The organism is Streptomyces sp. URMC 127 (assembly GCF_051386535.1).
In the GTDB taxonomy this organism is placed as follows: domain Bacteria; phylum Actinomycetota; class Actinomycetes; order Streptomycetales; family Streptomycetaceae; genus Streptomyces.
On sequence record NZ_JBPQTW010000494.1, the window covers coordinates 1 to 538 of the forward strand.

Genomic DNA, 538 nt, shown 5'->3' on the forward strand with positions numbered 1-538 from the left:
CAGTTGTGTATAAGAGACAGGACCAGCCCCTCGACATCGCCGGCATCGGCATCGGCCCCTTCAACCTCTCCCTCGCCGCCCTCGCCCACGGCATCCCCGGCCTCCGCACCGCCTGCTACGACCAGAACCACACCTTCCGCTGGCACGCCGGCCTCCTCATCGACGGCACCACCCTCCAAGTCCCCTTCCTCGCCGACCTCGTCACCCTCGCCGACCCCACCAGCCCCTGGACCTTCCTCAACTACCTCAAATCACGCGAACGCCTCTACCCCTTCTACTTCGCCGAGCGCTTCCACATCCAACGCGCCGAATACGACGCCTACTGCCGCTGGGTCAGCCAAAACCTCCCCGGCCTCCACTTCGGCCACCAGATCGACGCCATCCGCTGGAACCCCGAACGCAACCTCTTCGAAATCGACTTCACCCAACTCGACACCGACGGCGAAGCCGAAGCCCTCGGCCGCACCTACACCCGCAACATCGTCCTCGGCGTCGGCACCGCACCCCACGTCCCCGACCCCCTCCGCCCCCTCGTCGA

The 538-nt window shown here is 66.5% G+C and carries 1 protein-coding gene; it reads left to right on the plus strand.

Annotated features, from left to right (window positions below; all coding sequences use genetic code 11):
- Positions 1–5 precede the first annotated feature (5 nt).
- Positions 6–538 (plus strand): SidA/IucD/PvdA family monooxygenase (locus ACSNOH_RS35080; protein WP_436725488.1); only part of this gene is annotated, 533 nt, incomplete at its 3' end.